The organism is Glutamicibacter sp. NPDC088483 (genome assembly GCF_044753145.1).
Taxonomy (GTDB): domain Bacteria; phylum Actinomycetota; class Actinomycetes; order Actinomycetales; family Micrococcaceae; genus Glutamicibacter.
This window is the reverse complement of the sequence record NZ_JBIVMP010000008.1, coordinates 101071-115895: the sequence shown is the minus strand read 5'-3', so window position 1 is coordinate 115895 and position 14825 is coordinate 101071. Positions and strand designations below refer to the sequence as shown.

19 protein-coding genes and 1 pseudogene are annotated in these 14825 nt (G+C 54.4%); 10 read left to right on the top strand and 10 right to left on the bottom strand.

The features are described from left to right. The first annotated feature begins 150 nt into the window (after positions 1 to 150). The 7 genes from ACIP6G_RS16900 to ACIP6G_RS16870 all read left to right on the top strand — a co-directional run bounded on the left by ACIP6G_RS16900 (position 151) and on the right by ACIP6G_RS16870 (position 3772). Complete coding sequence (locus ACIP6G_RS16900) at positions 151 to 903, top strand: phosphotransferase (RefSeq protein ID WP_400291425.1); 753 nt, start codon at positions 151 to 153, stop codon at positions 901 to 903. A 333-nt stretch (positions 904 to 1236) separates the two neighbouring features. Further along, positions 1237 to 1458, top strand: coding sequence for a hypothetical protein (locus tag ACIP6G_RS16895; RefSeq protein ID WP_400291423.1), 222 nt, complete (start codon positions 1237 to 1239; stop codon positions 1456 to 1458). A 258-nt stretch (positions 1459 to 1716) separates the two neighbouring features. Next, complete coding sequence (locus ACIP6G_RS16890; protein WP_400291421.1) at positions 1717 to 2088, top strand: GNAT family N-acetyltransferase; 372 nt, start codon at positions 1717 to 1719, stop codon at positions 2086 to 2088. A gap of 100 nt (positions 2089 to 2188) precedes the next feature. Beyond that, positions 2189 to 2602 carry a hypothetical protein gene (locus tag ACIP6G_RS16885; RefSeq protein WP_400291419.1) on the top strand — a complete coding sequence of 138 codons (414 nt, stop codon included), beginning with the start codon at positions 2189 to 2191 and terminating at the stop codon, positions 2600 to 2602. After that, the gene (locus ACIP6G_RS16880) at positions 2602 to 2919 is read left to right on the top strand and encodes a transcriptional regulator (RefSeq protein ID WP_400291417.1); all 318 of its coding nucleotides are present in this window, start codon (positions 2602 to 2604) and stop codon (positions 2917 to 2919) included. The genes ACIP6G_RS16885 and ACIP6G_RS16880 overlap by 1 nt, the downstream gene beginning before the upstream one ends. A gap of 139 nt (positions 2920 to 3058) precedes the next feature. Then, complete coding sequence (locus ACIP6G_RS16875; RefSeq protein WP_400291415.1) at positions 3059 to 3355, top strand: hypothetical protein; 297 nt, start codon at positions 3059 to 3061, stop codon at positions 3353 to 3355. A gap of 114 nt (positions 3356 to 3469) precedes the next feature. Continuing rightward, complete coding sequence (locus ACIP6G_RS16870) at positions 3470 to 3772, top strand: hypothetical protein (RefSeq protein ID WP_400291413.1); 303 nt, start codon at positions 3470 to 3472, stop codon at positions 3770 to 3772. A gap of 515 nt (positions 3773 to 4287) precedes the next feature. Here the strand turns inward: ACIP6G_RS16870 and ACIP6G_RS16865 are convergent. From ACIP6G_RS16865 to ACIP6G_RS16830, 8 genes and pseudogenes are all read right to left on the bottom strand, one after another. Beyond that, positions 4288 to 4704 (bottom strand): hypothetical protein, encoded by a 417-nt coding sequence (locus ACIP6G_RS16865; RefSeq protein WP_400291412.1) that lies wholly within the window; start codon positions 4702 to 4704, stop codon positions 4288 to 4290. 146 nt (positions 4705 to 4850) lie between these two features. Next, complete coding sequence (locus ACIP6G_RS16860; protein ID WP_400291411.1) at positions 4851 to 5447, bottom strand: hypothetical protein; 597 nt, start codon at positions 5445 to 5447, stop codon at positions 4851 to 4853. A 66-nt stretch (positions 5448 to 5513) separates the two neighbouring features. Next, positions 5514 to 5882 (bottom strand): hypothetical protein, encoded by a 369-nt coding sequence (locus tag ACIP6G_RS16855; protein ID WP_133833155.1) that lies wholly within the window; start codon positions 5880 to 5882, stop codon positions 5514 to 5516. 305 nt (positions 5883 to 6187) lie between these two features. Continuing rightward, positions 6188 to 6454 carry a hypothetical protein gene (locus tag ACIP6G_RS16850; RefSeq protein WP_400291409.1) on the bottom strand — a complete coding sequence of 89 codons (267 nt, stop codon included), beginning with the start codon at positions 6452 to 6454 and terminating at the stop codon, positions 6188 to 6190. A 279-nt stretch (positions 6455 to 6733) separates the two neighbouring features. Beyond that, positions 6734 to 7129: a hypothetical protein gene (locus ACIP6G_RS16845; protein WP_013350275.1), complete on the bottom strand. Its 396-nt coding sequence runs from the start codon at positions 7127 to 7129 to the stop codon at positions 6734 to 6736. Beyond that, positions 7090 to 8016: a hypothetical protein gene (locus ACIP6G_RS16840; RefSeq protein ID WP_400291407.1), complete on the bottom strand. Its 927-nt coding sequence runs from the start codon at positions 8014 to 8016 to the stop codon at positions 7090 to 7092. The genes ACIP6G_RS16845 and ACIP6G_RS16840 overlap by 40 nt, the downstream gene beginning before the upstream one ends. Before the next feature lie 124 nt (positions 8017 to 8140). Then, positions 8141 to 9429 (bottom strand): IS3 family transposase gene (locus tag ACIP6G_RS16835; RefSeq protein ID WP_400291521.1). Its coding sequence is split into 2 segments (ribosomal slippage): positions 8141 to 9156 and positions 9156 to 9429, totalling 1290 coding nucleotides; the frame shifts between segments, so codons are not numbered across the junction. 415 nt (positions 9430 to 9844) lie between these two features. After that, positions 9845 to 9916 (bottom strand): annotated as a pseudogene (locus ACIP6G_RS16830) (IS3 family transposase); the annotation flags it as partial. A 69-nt stretch (positions 9917 to 9985) separates the two neighbouring features. On the opposite strand from ACIP6G_RS16830, the gene ACIP6G_RS16825 reads away from it, so the two are divergent. The 3 genes from ACIP6G_RS16825 to ACIP6G_RS16815 all read left to right on the top strand — a co-directional run bounded on the left by ACIP6G_RS16825 (position 9986) and on the right by ACIP6G_RS16815 (position 11653). Continuing rightward, positions 9986 to 10294, top strand: coding sequence for a type II toxin-antitoxin system Phd/YefM family antitoxin (locus tag ACIP6G_RS16825; protein WP_400291405.1), 309 nt, complete (start codon positions 9986 to 9988; stop codon positions 10292 to 10294). Further along, on the top strand, positions 10291 to 10857 hold the full coding sequence (locus tag ACIP6G_RS16820; protein ID WP_400291404.1) for a type II toxin-antitoxin system RelE/ParE family toxin: 567 nt from the start codon (positions 10291 to 10293) through the stop codon (positions 10855 to 10857). The genes ACIP6G_RS16825 and ACIP6G_RS16820 overlap by 4 nt, the downstream gene beginning before the upstream one ends. Before the next feature lie 169 nt (positions 10858 to 11026). Continuing rightward, on the top strand, positions 11027 to 11653 hold the full coding sequence (locus ACIP6G_RS16815; protein ID WP_400291402.1) for a Helicase associated domain protein: 627 nt from the start codon (positions 11027 to 11029) through the stop codon (positions 11651 to 11653). Between the two features lie 1380 nt (positions 11654 to 13033). Here the strand turns inward: ACIP6G_RS16815 and ACIP6G_RS16810 are convergent. Both ACIP6G_RS16810 and kynA read right to left on the bottom strand, forming a co-directional pair. Continuing rightward, positions 13034 to 13753 (bottom strand): PaaX family transcriptional regulator C-terminal domain-containing protein, encoded by a 720-nt coding sequence (locus ACIP6G_RS16810; RefSeq protein WP_332489148.1) that lies wholly within the window; start codon positions 13751 to 13753, stop codon positions 13034 to 13036. 109 nt (positions 13754 to 13862) lie between these two features. Further along, complete coding sequence (gene kynA, locus ACIP6G_RS16805; protein ID WP_400291400.1) at positions 13863 to 14729, bottom strand: tryptophan 2,3-dioxygenase; 867 nt, start codon at positions 14727 to 14729, stop codon at positions 13863 to 13865. Between the last annotated feature and the right edge of the window lie 96 nt (positions 14730 to 14825).

Sequence of the window (14825 nt, the reverse complement as noted above, 5' to 3'; positions counted from 1 at the left end):
TATATGGGAATCTGAAATCGTTGAAAACTCGGAGTTTCGAAAAATTAACAAGTCAACGGATCGAGTGTCCCGTATGGCGACCGGCTTGCGGGACGTCCCCGTGGAGCTTCCCTCTGCGGAGCGGCAAGGCGTGAGCGCTAGGCTTGTGGGATGGAAGAGGTTCACCTGGCTGGAGGCAACGCCACCGATGGCGTGGTGCGCGTCGGCTCCACGGTACGTAAACCGTGGTCGGCAGCCACTCAGAGTGTGCTCGCATATATGAGGGCTGTGCGCAACGCAGGCGTCGATGTGCCCGCGGTATATGGGCAAGACGCCCAGGGACGACAAGTGACAGAGTTTGTCCCCGGTTGCCTTGCCATGGACTCGGGGCCATTATCGCTCTCAGAGCTTTCCCGGGTAGGTCGCCTGGTGCGCACTATCCATGATGCCAGTGCGGCCTATGAGCCGGACTTCGGATCAACTTGGATCACACACATTCCGGCGCCCGGGGCCGACCTGATCTGCCACAACGATCTGGCCCCGTGGAATCTCCTCATCGGAGACCGATGGGTGTTCATCGATTGGGACGCGGCCGCACCTAGTACACGCCTATGGGATCTCGCATACGCCGCGCAGTCCTTCACGCTAAACGACGCATCGGCCGACCCTCATATGGCCGCACAAGCACTGGCAGCCTTCATTGACGGCTACGACGCCGACGAAGAGCTCCGGGCAGCGCTGCCCTCTACGATGTGGCAACGGACAACAGCTATGCACGAACTGCTCAAAAATTCCCATGCCAGGGGAATCGAACCGTGGGGGACGATGTTCACGACTGGCCACGGTGACCACTGGAACACCGTGACCCAGTTCGTGAGGAACAACGAGTCCCTTTGGCTCGAAGCGATCCGGACTGTTCGATAGACCTTCGTCTTATGGGAATGGAACAGCAGTTCCCGAAGGAAATCTAGTGGGTGGCGCTAAGGTGATCACATGATGACAGTTATTTCAGCCCCCGGTGATCTCGTTGTCGCAACCAATGATGGCGTGGGCGTACGGTTTGCCGGCATCGAGTCGATTGCAGATGTTCCGATCGTTTCCGCCGAATGACTGGGAAGAGAGGGCCTAAGGATCTACTTTCAAGGGATTCGCAGCCATGAGACGTGGCAACGCGACGTTCGCTACGAAGAACAACTGGTGCAATGGGCAGACCTGAGGAATCGTGATGGGGCGGAAGCTGCGGGAGACGCGCCTTCAATGCCCGGCCAGCTCGTTCTTGGACCGGTTGGAGCGGTCATCTCGGACGACGTGGGAACCACATATCGATTGAGTGCCGGACAGGTCGCCGGTAGCGCGACGGGGTGGGAGTCCACCTGGGTATATCTTCCCGAGCCTCCGAAGGCGGCGCAGATCCTCACCCTTGAATTCACCCTCGATGATGAACTAACCGGCAAGACATGCCAAGTACGACTGGACTGACTCCGAAATTGCCCGTTTAGGGTTCCTCAACGGGCGGTTCAGAGTGCGCGATCTCGCCTTGCCGCAGGGCCGAGAGGACAAATAGAAGCGCTTATTTTTGAAGATACTCTCCATCAACATCCGAAGCTCCGATAGGTTTGTGGCATGAATAACCTTTCGATTCGCATAGCCACCCTTGATGATGTTCGGGCTATCCGGTCTATTGGGATTCTTACATGGCCAGCAACATACCTTAGTTTCACGAGCCCGGATTTCGTCATGGATAATCTCAATACATGGTGGTCACACGACTCGGTCAGTGCTTCAATCACTGATGATACGACGTACGTTGCTCTGCAGAATGGCGAAGCCGTTGGCACTCTAACGGTCGGGCAGTTTGAGGGCGAACCTGTTATATGGAAAATTTATGTGTTGCCGGAATCCCATGGCCACGGCATCGGCACCAAACTGATGAACACAGCATTGGATGCTTTCGGCCGCACGCACGATCTAAGGATCGAGTTCGTGAAAGGCAACTCGCCGGCTCAGGCATTCTATGAACGGCGTGGCTTCAGATTCGATTTCGAAGAAAAAATGGCGGAGGGGGTGGCTACAGTCTGGCTTCGGCGACCAACTGGCCGGGTCATCTGAGGACTTGAAACGTTCCCACAGAGGGTTTCTCTTACGAGATCTCTCGCGGGGCATTCGATTTACGTCTATGAATTCACTTTACAAGATGTAAACTGTCTTTATGGCCGATCCAACAAATGCAACTAATTCACTCGACGCAGCCGACAGTGCACAGCAACGCGCCCTTGCCGACGTAAGTTGGTTCCCATGGGCATGTCTTCTCTTGGGGTTGGTAGTTATTCCCGGTGGAATCGTCGTTCCGTGGGGTCTGCCTGCTCGGCTCTACGTCGTCGGTTTTTCTTTGGCCTTGATACTCGGCTTTACTTGGTTTATCGGAAGAATGCGGGCCACGCCACGTGGCGGCAGGAACGCCCTGAACATATCGGTCGGTTGCTGGTTCGTTCTCAATGCGGTTATCGGTGCACTCGGTAGCACCGTTCAAAGCTTCTGGCTAGGCATGGCGCTTTCTGTTGTTGCCTCGACACCATTCTTCATGGCAGCGGCGAAGTTCCGCTCAGGCGCAAAGGCCACCTGATGACCCATGCGAGATTTGAGTTGGATGTTCTCATCCACTCACCCGTTCGTTTTTCTATCATGGGTTATCTGCGGTCCGTCGATGAATGTGAGTTCAACATCCTGCGTGATGCCGTGGATCTCTCCGACTCCAGTCTTTCCCAGAACCTCACACGTCTTGCAGATGCGGGTTTCATAACTATTGACAAACGCCAATCAGGCCGCAGGGTTAAGACTTGGATTGCCAGCACAGACGAAGGCGATCAAGCACTCAAACACAACTTGGAAGTGCTCCGAAACATAGCGGGCGCTGCACACAAGAAACGCACAAACACATAATCCCCGCTACAAAAAGTGGACGTGCCCCAACGTCCACCATCGATTGATGCCCCTGACCCGTTTAGGGTTCCGTATATGAGAGCCAATTGGGTTCGCTACCGTTGTCGATTAAATCCTTCGCTTTCATAGAGAATGAAGTATGAAAGATGGATTCTATTTCGATCTCGTGGATTACTCTGACGTCACAAATGACTCCGCAGGGATATATGCAGTTGTTTGCCACCTGTGGGAGATCACGGACAGCATGCCGGAGGTGAGAGAGCCCAATATTCTCGATGAAGCAACAACACGCGTGCAAGCGTTGGGAATGATACCAACTGTTATCGGTCTCCCAGGGTGGCAGGGAAGATTAGATAATCCAGCAACGTCTCTCGCCTGGTTTTTCAACAGCGGGTTTTACGTATTCGAACTAGATAACGGCGTGATGCAGTCTTGACGGTTGGCCGTTCTTTTTTCCTTGCTGCGATGCAAGTGTCCCAGTCAAGGTTCGTCTTAAGGGACAGGTCGAGAATTCCTGCATGATTACCCTCGAACGGGATAGATTGTGAGCATGAGTGAAGAAAAAATCAAGGCAACTCTCGTGGATCCTCGATACGTCAGTCAGGAAAATACAGATCCCGTGTATCGGGTAGATTTCTGGGACGAAAATTGCGCCAGCTATGAGAACCGCATTGAAAATGCAGAAAGCATCGTCGATGTCCTCGCATGGGCAGAAGCAAACCGCCACGGCCGCTATGCCGTGGTCTGGGTCGAATACATCTATGAAGGTGGAACTGGCATGGTTCGGCTTCACGGGTGGGAACCAACAGGGCCGGGCTCGCCTTCTGCCAGTGACCCTTATTTTCGGCAGTAATCAGGCACGGACTGCAGAATGTGGCGGACAAAACGCATTCCATGCCATTAAGATGGCCGCTAAGCATTCCTCTGCTGGAAGCGCACGTAGCGTTTTTTAGCGCTGCGATCCGAACGTCAATTGTTCATAGCCCTCGCAGGTTTAACCGGCATTGGGGTTGCTTCCAAGGAGACGTACAAGAGATGCTTTTCGCGGAGCACCGAACGGCTTCTCGGGCTCGGAGTCCATTTCTGCGAACAGTTCGAAGGACCGCCCATTTGCGTGTTCCTCCACCCAACCGAGCGCCTCAGATACGTCCTGCACCTCAACCAGTACAAAAGCATCTAAGTTCCAGCCGTACCCAGGACGAGGTTGTTCCCAAAAATTGACTCGATAACGGGGTGAATCATCCGAGTCACGTGGTTCCGCGTGAACTGTTTCTATGGCGCGCATGGGACCAATATACAAGCATGCACCAGTACGCTACTGGGAAATCCTGTCACTCTAGTTGCCTGCCATCGACCATGGATACTTTTCTACAGATAGGGAACCACACAGTGGTTTCTACCTAGTCGCCATTCCAGGCCATCCACATCGATTATGACGAGAGGAATAAGATCCTTTCGAAACATGCGTTTGCGCTGTTCGACGTGAGCTCCTCCTTCAAGATAGACGCGGGTAGCAATGCACAGTCTTCGAAGGTCATCTTCTTTATCCTCTTGCACGTCCCCATAGTCGAACATAGTTGCGCCTACCCTCAACTCGGGAATCCAGACATCCACCCACTCATAAGTGGCCCGGAAAATGGCTGCGCGTTCAGTTCCTAACGTGGACTTCACTTGGATAACGTGCAGATACCCGTCGTCTAGAGAATCCTCGGGTTTTACGATGAAATTCTGGTCAAAGGTTTGAGCAGTAATTCGGTAGAGCATGGTTTCGATGTCAATGGTCACGCTCAAAGCCTCTCACGCAATGCGTAGGATTCCTTACCTTGCAAAAACAGGATTCCATACTTTCCAGAACTGATCGTATTTGGTGTCCCAGTCAAGGTTACTGCTGCGGGCGCTTTCCCTCCGTCTCGTTGGTTCGCCGCCCCCCCCTAGTGGTAGAAGGGCACTTTTTGATTCGGCTCGACACGGACGATGTCAAGACGTGGTTCGGTCAGTAGCGGGTCGATCAGCGCCTTTTCAGCCCCGATGCCAGCCCAATGGGGATCAACGTCTGAGGTGATGCACCAAGACTGGTCCGAAGGCCAGATGAACGCAGGGTGCGGCATGGTGTGACCCGTTTCAGTCTGCCACGAGTCTTCGATCGCACCGGATACGAAGTCCTGCAGCGAGACCCTGCACAGGTAGTACTCACGGTTCGGGACCACCACATGGGACGTGCGCAGTACCCGATCGGGGAACGAGTCACCACCCCAACCGTCCCATATCAGCAGGTATCCCTCGGTGGACGAGCTGGTGGGCTGCAGTAACGTCCCCACCGTGATGCGGAGCTGATCATTGTCTGAGAGGGTGTCATTCCAGCGCGCAGCATCATTTTCGGGCTGACCCTCGTAGGTTGGATCGGGGATGAATCGCAGCCGCGCATACGCCGGGAATCCCGGCGGGCCCAGCGTCACCAGATTCCACCAGTGCTCAACGCCGGTCGTGATCCATTTTGCGGCCTCTTGGTCGCTGCAAGGAAATAACATCACCCCTCCATTCTCCTGCCCGACAGTCTAACGACTAGGGGATGCCCATTCCCGTTAGCCGTTCGGTTACCGGGACTGCTCGTCTCTGGCTTTCTGCCCTTCAGGCAGGATATCGAGCATGATGTACATCAGATTGCACTCGTGGCCTTCCCCGGGAGGCGGATTCTTCAGCTCGTGCTCCAACCGAGTGCGGAGCGCATCACCGGTCTCGGGCCACGGCACAAAACTTGTAGGTCCGGTGTATCTCCCGAGCTGGGCATACCCCTTGGCGCACAGGGCCAAGGCAGATCCTGTGGCCTCTGCAATGGCCTCGTCCTCCGTCAGGACGCTTCCCTTGGCTTCGTTGATGATCCCCATGATGTGGAGGAAAAGGACCCAGTCGTCTTCACCGTTTTCGATGATCTCAAGTTCGATGTCGTTCAGCGGATCAGCCATGGAGCCTCATCGACTCGCGGCTAAATGGAAGGACCCTTCTCATTCGCGTTCCCCTTTGCCTGGTCATTTCGATCACCGCAACCTGCACCGAGCCGTCCTGGATCAGTTGAAGGAGAGTCTACCCATCCCGGAGGACCGTCTTAGAAGAAGATCCTCCGAATCCCGTTCTCGGTGCGGATGGCCGGCCAACGAAATGTCCGGTGAAGGTTCCTCATACGGACGGCACGACGCAGATTGGGGGACTTCGGAAAGGTATGGATGACTCTGGGGGCCGACACCCGTCATTGGTATTTTAGCTAAATTTCTTAAGTTTCCACTCGGGTCCGTAGCTGCTCTTTGGTGAAGTTGATACCGGCACGGGAGAGCAACTGCATGCGTAATCCGTCGATGTTCCAGCTCACCCATCGGGCGAACTTGCGTGATCGGCTCAACGCGAGGGAGAAGTGGGTGTAGTCGATGACGGGAGAGTCGTCGAGCTGCACTAGATCTTCGGCAATCTCGGAGTTGGCGGTGGGGAGGTCAAAGGCCGTGGTGAGGAAGTGCAGGTGAAATCCCGCGGACTCACTGGACAATTCTTTCTACCGACTCATGGATGGCACGTGCGATTTTCTGGATTCGGCATTAAACATGGAAGCATCCTGCAAAGACCGCGGGATGCTTCCATGCGAAAGAGTCTGTTGAGACATGAACAATCATAGCCACTGTCGTTGCAGATGAGGTCTCTCCCTCATGGGGATTCAGCAATCCTGGACGGCTCCGACGATATCAACCATCACCAGCACCGCGACAGAAACCTCAGCCGTGTGATGCAGACGATCAGAATAATCAGGGGTTTGACCTCAGACTTTTCTCTATAGTTCGGTTACTCTCGCTATTTCATCAAACTTGATGGTGACTGACTCCGCTGATCCATCACTTATCATCAGATCGGCTGTCTTCTCAAACGAATTCCAGCGTGCCGTCACTTGGACAGCACCGACAGATTCCAAAGCCACTGTCCCAGACCCGTTGGAAGATGGAATGCTCACTTCATGGCCGTTGACCGTTACTGAAAGGTTCGCAGGAACTTTTACGGTAAAACAATCATTTTTTGCACAAACATCCATGACGGCATCCACAGATAGTGACTGGGATGTATCTGAAGTTGAGCAACCAGCTGCGATCAGAGCAAATGATGCAAGGGCTAATCCCTTTGCCCAGGTGCGTCCTAGCATCGGTAAGACCCGGCTTGGCTTGATTTCTGCCATAGATTTGAGCTCGTATTCCATGAGATTCCGATTGAAGACTTACCTATACTAAAACCGGTCAGCTTTGTAGAGTTCCAAGAATGCCCATATTTCGCAAAAGCTTGAAGGCATTTAGTTGAACTCGTGGTTAGCGTATAGGTCAAAGTTCCTTTATATGTAGGACTGTGTCCGTAAAGCGCGCCGTAGCCCCAATCCTGGAACGCCCAACCCGCACCATATTGATTGTTGGTTTCCAGCCATCCAGTTTTCTCACACTTGTTATAGCTGTTGCACCCCACAAAGGAAACACCCTTGTTGGTGACGGCGCGGTTGAACGTAATTGCTAGCCCGTCGGGTCCACCGATCTGAGATTTGCCGCGTGGACACTCGGAAAAGGGTGCATTCTTCCAATTGTATCGAGCATACGCATAAATCTTTGTCCCAGATTTTACAATCTGGGGGCGAGAAATATTTATGTCACCTGCACTCGACGAAGGCTTGGTAACACGGCACCCGAGCTTGGCCGGTTCAGCTACCCCAAGAAGAAAATCGCTGGGTTTTACTGTCACTGGGATTGTCGCCAGAGTTTCTGCCGGCTCCGAAAGGCCCAGCTCATTCATCTTGGCTGACGTTAGCTGATCGAGAGTTACCAACAATGACACTTCACTGCGGAATGCCTCCTCTTCAGCACTCGTACGGTCGTCTGCACTGAAAGGTACAATCACCCCGTTTGATAAAGTGATCGTCTTCGGTGACGGATTGTCTTTCAGAAGAGACGCAGATTCGGCTGCTGGAATAGGCGAAGCGCTCTTGACATCGCTTAGGTTTAGATCCGTATCTTGTGATGCGTAAGAAGGCATCGCAGCCATGGTCAGCGCCAATGTCAGCCCAGAGACAAGCATCGTCATTAGTCCCTTCAAAGGGTCCTCTTTCAATTAATAGCCAATTCCAAGTAGGGACCACGTCCGCTAGTGCAAGTTCTGACTGCAGGTGGCGCCTCGGAATACGAACGTATTTGAACCGTCCCGGAAATCATGCCGCCGTCTTATGTGCGGCTGCGTCGGGTAACGAGCCTGTCATTTCATCATAGTAGACTCGCTCAAATTCCTCTGGAGTTTGGTGATCCAGCGAGGAATGCAAGCGATCATTGTTGTACCAAAAGACCCAGCCGAAGGCGACCTCAACGACGTCGGATTCGGTCTTCAACGCACCAGTACGGAACGGTGAACCCTTGGCCACGGCCTCGTTCTTGAACAAGCCCATCACCGTCTCCGCTGCGGCATTATCGTAAGCGTCGCCGACACTGCCAATCGACGGAACCAGCCCCTCAATTTCCAAAGTGTCGGTGTACCGGATCGAGGTGTATTGGCTTCCCGCGTCCGAGTGATGCAAAAGCCCCTTGTCAACCGGACTATTGCTGTATTTTCGGCGCCACAGGGCCATTTTCAGGCACTGCTCCACGAAAGCGGTGTCTTTCACAGTAGAGGTTTCCCAGCCGACGATGGCCCGCGAATACAGATCGATCACCAACGCCACGTAGACGAACCCGGAATACACCGGCACGTAGGTGAAGTCCGTGACCCAAATCCGGTTTGGTGCCTCTGCCGTGAAGTCTCGGTTCAGCAGGTCACCGGCCCTGCGTCCGTCCTTGCCAGGGATCGTGGTGCGGGTCTTGCGGCCCCGGATCATGCCGTTCATGCCCTCGTCACGCATGAGCCGGTCAACGGTGTGTTTGGAGACCGCGGGGAAGCCGTTGCGCCGCAGCCAAGCGGTCATCTTTCGCCGGCCATAAAGGATTTCTGGCTTCGGTCTTCCTTTAGCGTCTAACACTTTGAGGCTGCGTAACGTGTCAATGACCTTCGCATCTTCAACTGCTCGCAGGGCCGGAGGCCTTGTTTTCCAGGCCCGGTAGGTTCGTGCGGCAACCTGCACGCCCTGCTCACGCAGGACGGCGCAGATCGACTCGACCGCATGACCTTCGGCCCGCTGCTCATCAACGAATCGGCAGATTAGCGGCGGCGAGGGTCGAGTTCCCTCGCGAAGAAAATTGAGGCAGCTTTCAAGATTTCGTTGGCTTCCTTCAAATCCCGATTCTCCGCCCGCAACGCCTTGAGCTCATCGAGTTCGGTAGTGGTTGGGCCGTCCTTCTCACCGGTGTCGGCCTGGGCCTGGAGCACCCAGCGACGCAATGATTCGGGACCGACATCCAGCTTCGGAGCCAGGGCCTTGCACGCTGCATAAATGGAAGGGTACTCGGAGAGCCGGTCCACAACCATCGCTACGGCGCGTTCACGAACTTCGGCAGGGTATTTCTTGGGCATGGTTGCTATCTTTCTCTCGAAAGACAGCGGCATCAAATCAGGGACGGTTCAACATCGTGACCTGCGGTAATCGCATTGATTGGTACCGCTGGCGTGGCCAGGACGGAAAAAACGTGCTTTGCTTCGCCAACAAGGGAGAAGCCAACATAAGTAAGTACAACAATGTTCGCTACCTCTGCCCTGGCGCAAATCGTGGTCAGACCCGGTACTACTACGGGAATCAGCACTACTGGAGCACCTTGCGCGGACCGGTGTCGAACCACAATACTTGCTACTCATTTGGCGATTATGCTGTTGCGGCCAAGGGTGTAAGAATTAGTTAATTTCTGTGCCGCATTCCTTTTGAAGGGCGGGCTTAATGTACGGGATATGAAATTGGTCCCGAAAATTGGACTAGCTAAATCATGGTCCCGCATTAGGCCGTAAGGGCATGGCATCGATATTCCATCGGCGCCATGCCCTTCAGTCGTTCCTGACGCCGTTTTTGACAAAACTTCCGCTACTCCCGAATGGAAACCCCTAGAAAATCTAGGTAGAAATCTATATAGTTTTTCATATGACTACTTTGAGTATCACCGAAGCATCACGTGCGGGACTCTCTGCGCTTGTCGCCGCCGCCGAAGAGGGCCGGGATACCCCTTTGTCGCGCCATGGCAAGGTCGTGGCCGAAGTCGTTTCCGCGAAGGAAATCGCTCAGCTGCGCCATGACCGGGATACTCTTCGCGATGCTGCGTTGGTGATGGCACGCTTTGCCACTGATAGCGGCGTGCGCACGACGCTCGACCATGCGATGGAATTCTTTAATTTGAACCGCGCAGAGCTTGAGGCGGAAAACGCCGAAGAAGCCCAGTCTGATAATTCGTGAATCAGCCTCAAGACCGCCTGTGCATCGTCCGGCTAACTGAAGACGCAGTATCTGACCTGCATCGTCTTCACAAAAAGGATCCACAGATCGTGCGATCCGTGTTCAAGAAGATGCTGCTACTCGAAAAATCTCCTGAGACTGGCGAGCCCTTGCTCGGTGCGCTAGTCGGTTTCCGCAAGTTGGTCGTTGGCGATCGCGACTGGAGAATCGTATGGCGCATTACCGAAGACGCATCCGGCCGCCCAATTCTTGATTTTTCCGAGGTCTGGGCTGTTGGTGCCCGTTCGGATGGCGAGGTCTACGATGAGCTCACCTCACGGGTCGCACGCATGGGCGATGACCCGAAGATTCAATCGCTCAAAGACGTCATTGTCCAGATGGGAAGGCTCTACGAATCCGTTGAAGCCACACCTGAACCCGCACGGGGATCTGTCTTGCCCGAATGGATGGAAGCTGCGCTCATAGAACAACTTCATCTGTCCACACAAGAGATTTCAGGACTGAGCGAACAGCAAGCCCAGCAAAGACTCATGCATCATTGGTCCCGCAACTCTGACAGCTAACCCGTCCGCCGGCACCGCCGGGCTCAGCGGCAACCGCATGGACCCGAACGGCTGAAGATTTCCGGTGATACTCTCCCACCGGCAATGAAATATCGTTGCCCGCACTACTCGAATTCCAGGCTGCCTCAGCCGCAAGCCCACACTGTTCACTGTGTTGTAGCCTGGAATCTTGGTTAGCTGGAAAGTATCCAGGCATCCTGAATGGGACCAAATGCATCTTGTCAGTCTGACTGCCCGCGAGATCACTGACCTGTGCCATCGTGGTGCAGCAACTATCCACTACCACCTGCAGCGGCGTGAGCACTATGAACCCGGTTTTCGTGGAAAACATGAAGCAGCACTGGCAGTCAGGGGACCGGACCGTCCGACGGTCAGATGGCGCAAGAAACTTGCCGAAGTCCTGGAATTCCAGAAAACCCACGGCCGGCTCCCGCACCACGACGGGGAAGAAGCAGAGTCACGGATGAACCGGTGGGTGCTCGAGCAGCGACGAGCCCACCGCAACAACTCAATGTCTATCCCTAAGAGCGTTTTGTTAGAGGACCTCACAGGCTGGAATATCGATGTGCACCAGCAGGAGCTGGATGAGGCCTGGCGGGCACGGCTGACCTCGCTAATCGAATTCGCGGCTACCTATCATCGGACGCCGAGGTATCAGAACTATTCCTCGGAGGCCGAGCGGATCCTCGGAGTCTGGCTTCATGTCCAGCACCAAAGGCCAGCCGAGGGCACGATGCTGCCGTGGCGTCTGGAGATGATGGATACTGCGTTCCTTCATTGGCAGAGCCGGATGTGACTACAACGTGTGTGATCAAATAAAAGTAGGCCACTTCAGCACAAAAGTAGGATGGTTTGTAAAAAGTAAATAGCCGACGGTAGCGCGATTCGCCGCCAGAAATAGAACTTTCTCTGACCTCTGACCCGTTCCATTCACAGCAAACATCCGACGTACGTAGGCGCGGGGTATTGCAATGGTTAAAAGCCATTACATCGGTTCGCATGTGGCAACTGGCAAGGATTCTCACCCGAAGACTTCGGGTCTTGCGGAAGCTTCGCCATTGTTTTGCAAACGGTATTTACAGGACGACGAGATCCCTCGCATCGTATATTCGACGGATTCGGAAACCACCCCTTACGATTGGGGTGTTTTCGGTCCCGCGAAATGAACCTATCTAACCAAAACGTTCGGCTGGAGCCTTCCAGCCGAACGTTTTGTACGATTTGCTGATAATGCTCAAACACTTATGTCTGTGGGAAGACCCAAAATCTATGAGGGGTTGATTGGTAGCTTTTGGGTATTTCTAGCCTTACACCTTTGCCTTTCGGGATTGTCGTAAGGCTACGACGGCCCAAATTAGTGCTAAAGCAACAAGCGCGACACCTTGCCAAAACGCATTGGTACTAATCTGCCAGATTCCGATGAGAAGAAAGAGCGCAGAAACTACCCAAGCAATAAGGGGTGAAATGGAACTTTTGTTCATTGAATATTCTCCTAGCCGCAACTCCAGAGAGTCACTGAAACTCCTAGTATTGTAATCCCTAGAGGACCGCCGGCAATAGCTCCGAGCCAAGTCACACCTAGCCCTGCAGCGCACTTACGCGCTTGGGACATTTGAGCAGCAGTGGGCTTAAACCCTGTGTATACGTAATTTTTGCCCTTGTAGGTAAAGCAGGCTGTAGATGATGAGCAATAGCCTTTGTATTCCTTATAAATAGCCTTACCACATCCGCTACCAACGGTGCAGATCTTTGATTTTGGGACGGAAACGCACTTTTTAGGAGAGCAGACTCGTGTGAGTTTGTTGCCTCCCACGATTACGCCACGTGCAGTTGATCCCACCTCTACTTCGCTTAATACCCGCATGCTGGTTTCCGGCTTGTCCCTGGAAGATGCCTGGGCGTCCACAGCAGTGAGAAATGACAGCAACAGGAACATTACGGTGAAAGCGGAAAATAGAGATAAAAGTTTTCTTAGCGCACCAGACTGCCTTCCAAAACTAGAATCGCGGATGCGCGGGGAGCGATCTTGACTAATTTATATTTTCCCTCATTCAGTTCGACGAAGATCGAGTTCTCATCTTACCGACTAGAGGTTATGCTCCTTCAGCATGGCAGGCCAGGGGCTGGACTACCCTGGTCCGCCTGCTCCGTATGGAGAAGATGAACCAGTCTGGAACTAGGAAGCCAGAAGCGAGCGTGCGAAGAGCAAGGCCGATTCCTGGAATGCGGTGGACAGTGCCAAGAAACGTTCCCTGCTCTCATCGCCAGGCCAGTGGGCGGGCAGCATGAACTCCGGCAAGCCGGGGTCAAGGTAGGGCAGAGCACGCCATGAATCGACCATCGTGACATACCCCCGATAAGCACTGGGCGGAGCAATGTCGCTGGAATCCAGGGAAGCGGTGCTCTCCAGGAACGCTCGATGCAGCGTGCCCAGGCGCTCAAGATCCCACCACTGCCCGGCAGCCTGCTGCGGTGTTCCGGGGAAGTATGGTTGCTGGGCGGTAAAAAGCGTCGCGTGTTCCCTGGCTCCCAGGGCATTGAGCACCGCCGATACTTCCTCTCGCAGGTACTCGGGGAAAATCCATAATCCGGAGCCGAGCGTGCCGCCGCCAAGCTGCAAGAAATGCTTGCGTACCTGGTGGCGCAAGGAGCGCAAGGTCTCCGGCAGCGAGTAGGCCACCAGGCACCAGGGATCACTGCCTGACATTTGGCGCGGGGTGAATATTCTTCTGGTGCCACGCTCGAACATTTGTTGCGCCGCGCTCGAAACGCGCAAGGTGGAAGATTGCGCTGCTTCCAGCACTTCCCGGTCAATCAGTCGGGAGATGGCGGTTTGCGCCGCAGGGACCGAAACTCCGGCAGCATGTGCCAGTTCCACTATTCGGGTGCGCGCCACCGGAGTTTTCTCATGCCGTATATAGAGGCCGGTAATTGTGCGGATAATCGAGGTGGCGCTTCCGCATCTCGCCTCGAAGTCATCGAGGCTCAGAGCCGTGAGGGAGGTGCTACTTGCCAATTTCGGTACGCACCGCGAACAGCTCTGGGAAAAAGGTCAGGTCCAGGGCGCGTTTGAGGAAGTCAACGCCCGAGGAGCCACCGGTGCCGCGCTTGAATCCGATGGTGCGCTGGACAACGCGCATATGGCGGAAGCGCCATGCCTGGAAGTTGTCCTCGACGTCTACCAGGTCCTCGCAGGCTTGGTAGAAGCCCCAGCGGGTGTCCTCGGACTCGTAGATATTCTTGAATATTGGCACCAGTGCCTCCTGGAATGCCCAAGGCTTGGTGAAGTCCCGTGAAAGCACGTCTTCGGGAATGTCGTAACCGTGGCGGGACAGGGCGGCCAGGAACACATCGTAGAGACCTGGCTCGTGAAGCAGTTTGGACAGTAGCTCGTGGGCCTTTGGATCTGCCTCGTGGACCTTGAGCATGCCTTCATGCTTGTTGCCCAGAATGAACTCCACGGCGCGGTACTGGAAGGACTGGAAACCGGAGGAAGAGCCGAGGAAGTCGCGGAACTGTGCATATTCGCGCGGCGTCAAGGTCGCCAGGACCGACCACTGCTCGGTCAGGGTCTTCTGGATGTGCTTTACACGGGCAAGGCATTTCAGGGCCTTGCCGAAGTCATCGAGGCCCAGCAGGCGGCGAGCCTCGAGGAGTTCATGGAGCATGAGCTTGAGCCACAGTTCGCTGGTCTGGTGCTGGATGATGAAGAGCATTTCATCGTGATGCTCGGGGACGCTGACCGGATGCTGTGCTGACAGGATGCGTTCCAGATCAAGGTAGCTGCCGTAGGACATCGTGTTTTTGAAGTCAGTGCGGACGCCATCTTCAATTGCGCGCTGATTCTCGGTCTGTGGCTTCGGAGTGCTCATATGCAGATATTATCAATAAGATTGCGACCGTCACAATAGTGAAAAACTGAATTGAGCTGACGAGGCGAAAAGAACTGCCGATGCCGGGAATACGTC